The organism is Vibrio sp. 10N.261.52.A1, assembly GCF_002876325.1.
Classification (GTDB): domain Bacteria; phylum Pseudomonadota; class Gammaproteobacteria; order Enterobacterales; family Vibrionaceae; genus Vibrio; species Vibrio chagasii.
Map to the genome: position 1 here is coordinate 1 of NZ_MCYD01000027.1, position 3,117 is coordinate 3,117.

The 3,117-nt window shown below is 44.0% G+C and carries 3 protein-coding genes and 1 pseudogene; all 4 read left to right on the forward strand.

Features of this window, described 5'->3' with window-relative positions; all coding sequences use genetic code 11:
• The coding region (locus BCT81_RS00370) for a CpaF family protein (RefSeq protein WP_102422949.1) at window positions 1–1,209 on the forward strand (1,209 nt) is incomplete at its 5' end.
• 1 nt (window position 1,210) lies between these two features.
• Entirely contained in the window at window positions 1,211–2,113 is a 903-nt protein-coding gene (locus tag BCT81_RS00375) for a type II secretion system F family protein (protein ID WP_102422950.1), read from the forward strand.
• Window positions 2,110–2,952: a type II secretion system F family protein gene (locus tag BCT81_RS00380; RefSeq protein ID WP_102422951.1), complete on the forward strand. Its 843-nt coding sequence runs from the start codon at window positions 2,110–2,112 to the stop codon at window positions 2,950–2,952. The genes BCT81_RS00375 and BCT81_RS00380 overlap by 4 nt, the downstream gene beginning before the upstream one ends.
• 12 nt (window positions 2,953–2,964) lie before the next feature.
• Window positions 2,965–3,117: pseudogene (locus BCT81_RS29675) on the forward strand (anaphase-promoting protein); the annotation flags it as partial.

The window sequence follows — 3,117 nt, forward strand, 5'->3', positions numbered from 1 at the left end:
GAAGCGGTTCAGAAAATGAGCCGAAAAGAACTAGAATCACAGATACAAGCGGCAGTAGATTTATTAGCCAATAGCTACCAGCGACCCATCACATCAATGATGAAATCTGGTTTAGTGAAAAGCCTTATCGATGAGCTGTTTGGGCTTGGTCCTTTGCAGCCTTTGGTCGAGGACCAGTCTATCTCCGATATCATGGTTAATGGGCCCAATAACATCTTTTTCGAACGACATGGTAAGGTCAAAAAGTCCGAAGTTTCGTTTGTGAATGAAGAGCAGTTGTTGGCTATTGCTAAGCGTATCGCTTCACGTGTAGGCAGACGCGTTGATGAACTCTCCCCAACAGTTGATGCCAGGTTAGATGACGGTAGCCGTGTGAACATCGTGATTCCACCGATTGCGCTGGATGGCACATCGATCTCTATTCGAAAGTTTAGAGAGCAAAATATCGGGTTTGATGATTTGATCGATTTTGGTTCGATGTCACCTGATATGGCGAGAGTATTAATGATAGCGTCTCGCTGTCGTATTAATGTGCTTATCTCTGGTGGTACAGGTTCAGGTAAGACAACCTTATTGAACGCTTTGTCTCAATACATTGCGGAAGACGAACGTATCGTCACGATTGAAGACGCCGCTGAACTGCGCCTGCAACAACCTAACTTAGTTCGACTTGAGACGCGAACCTCCAGTGTTGAACAAACTGGGGCTGTGACTCAGCGAGACTTGGTGATCAACGCGCTTCGTATGCGTCCTGATCGAATTATTCTCGGTGAATGTCGTGGCTCTGAAGCATTTGAGATGTTGCAAGCGATGAACACCGGCCACGATGGGTCTATGTCTACGCTGCACGCGAACACGCCGAGAGATGCAATTGCCCGTGTTGAATCAATGGTGATGATGGCGAACTTGAATCAGCCGTTAGATGCAATTCGAAGAACAATCGTGAGTGCAGTTCAGATGGTTGTGCAAGTTAATAGGCTTCGTGATGGCACGCGTAAAATTACCAGTATATCGGAAATTGTTGGACTTGAAGGCGATAGCGTGGTGATGGAAGAGATTTATGGCTTTCGGCACGACGATGCTCTTTTCGGCGAAAATGTGAAAGGGGAGTTTGTCACCAATGGGATCATGCAGCGCTCTGAGCTTGTGAAAAAAGCGAAATTCTTTGGGCTTTATGAAGAGCTTATCGAATCCTTTAAGGGAGCCTAGCATGCTTTGGATTTCATTAATCCTGTTCGCTCTTTTACTTCTTTTGATCCGAGATTCAAAGGTAAAAAAGGTCAATCAATTCTTCAATATTGAAGACGTAGAAGTTGAAAACTTTGATGCCATTAACGTGAGATCATTAGTTGGGAAACAGGTTTGGCACAGGTTTAGAGAGTCTATTTCACCTACCCTGATGGTGTTGGGGCCGCGTTCAACCTTGTATATCGCTTTATACGTTATGGGTAGTTTGGCCGCCTCTTGGTTCGTCGTGATAGACCTATTATCTGTGACTAAAGCTTGGTGTGTACCTGTGTTAGCTCTAGTTTTTACTTTTTTCGGCTATCGTTTCTTGGTGACTAAAAGGCGCCGAGATTTCGAGAATACCTTCCCTGACGCGTTGAATATTCTGATGAGTGCCGTGACGGCGGGTGACAGTTTAATGCAAGCCATTAGCTATGTCGGCGAAGTGATGCATAATCCTATCGGGCGTGAGTTTAAGTTGATGGGAGACCGACTTAAGTTAGGTGAGTCTCCGGAAGTAGTACTTAAACGCTCGTGTAAAAACTACCCGTATTCAGAGTTTTTATTCTTTACTGTAACGCTTAGAGCCAATATTGCGCGAGGCGGACAACTTAAAGGTGTGTTGGCTCGATTAATTCGTGTGTTGGTGGATGCTAGAACGTTAGAAAAAAAGAAGATGGCAATGACTTCGGAAGCCCGAATATCAGCCAAGATAGTTGCTGCTATCCCTATGGTTTTTATGGTTATTCTTAACCAAATCAATCCGTCTAATGTTGATTTTGTACTTCATGATCCCGAGGGGAGAGTCGTGTTGTTTTATGTGCTGGGCAGTGAGCTTATCGGCTTATTTATTGTTTGGTTATTAGTAAGAGGTGTTCGCGCATGATGATACTAGCTGCACTTATTGTGCTGTTTTTGTCGCTGCTCTTTTTGATCATCGAGTCGTTACAGGCCGAACAGCGCAGACAGAAATTAGCGAATTATCTAGCGACTGATGCTATTAAACCGCCTTCGCGCTTGAATCGATTTTTCATTAGATTTGGCAAGGAGCATCATGATGAGCTCGAGCAGAAACTGATCGAAGCGGGATATTACAACACGAAATGGGCGAAGTTCTATTTTCCCGCGAAGGTATTGGTATTGGTTTTGGTCTCTATTTTGATTCTAATGGGAGACATGACGTCGAGTAACCAACTGTTGGTCGCGATTACCTCTTTAATTACTGTAATTGTACTTCCAGATACTTTGTTGCAAGTGCGCCGTAAGATACTTATCCGAAAAACCTCCTCTCAGCTTCCTTACCTCTTGGACATGATGTCAGTATGTGTACAAACCGGTATGACTATAGAGGCTGGTTTAGCCTATTTGGCTCTAGAGCTTGCAGAGTTCGATTCTGACCTTTGCTACCAAATTAAGCGCACATCTGACTCAGGTAAAATACATGGTATCGAAAAGGCTTTGAATGACCTTTCGGAGCGTATTCCAACCCCTGCGGTGAGAAGTTTTGTTCTGACTATTATTCAGAACTTGCAATACGGAACGTCCGTCGCACAAATACTCAGTGACCTTGCTGAGGATATGCGTAAAGAGCAAATGCTTACGGTTGAGGAGAAGGTCGGTAAGCTCTCTGCCAAAATGAGTGTGCCTTTAATCTTATTTATCATGTTTCCAATCGTCATTTTGATTCTTGCACCGAGCATCATGCAAATGACATTGAGTATCTAGAGGGCCGGTCGAATGAATAAAAAGCGCACTTATTTGATGTTGTTAACGCTAAGCCTGTTAGCGGGTTGCCAATCGACACCTACTGAGCAAGAACAACTGCACGCTGATGTGACCAATATGGAGAAGGTTAAAAACTACGATGGTCTTATCAGCCATTACAAATAC

What these genes read in the sequence shown, in the direction of transcription:
- BCT81_RS00375 (WP_102422950.1), top strand. Translation starts at nt 1,211, where the DNA reads ATGCTTTGGATTTCATTAATCCTGTTCGCTCTTTTACTTCTTTTGATC.
- BCT81_RS00380 (WP_102422951.1), top strand. Translation starts at nt 2,110, where the DNA reads ATGATGATACTAGCTGCACTTATTGTGCTGTTTTTGTCGCTGCTCTTT.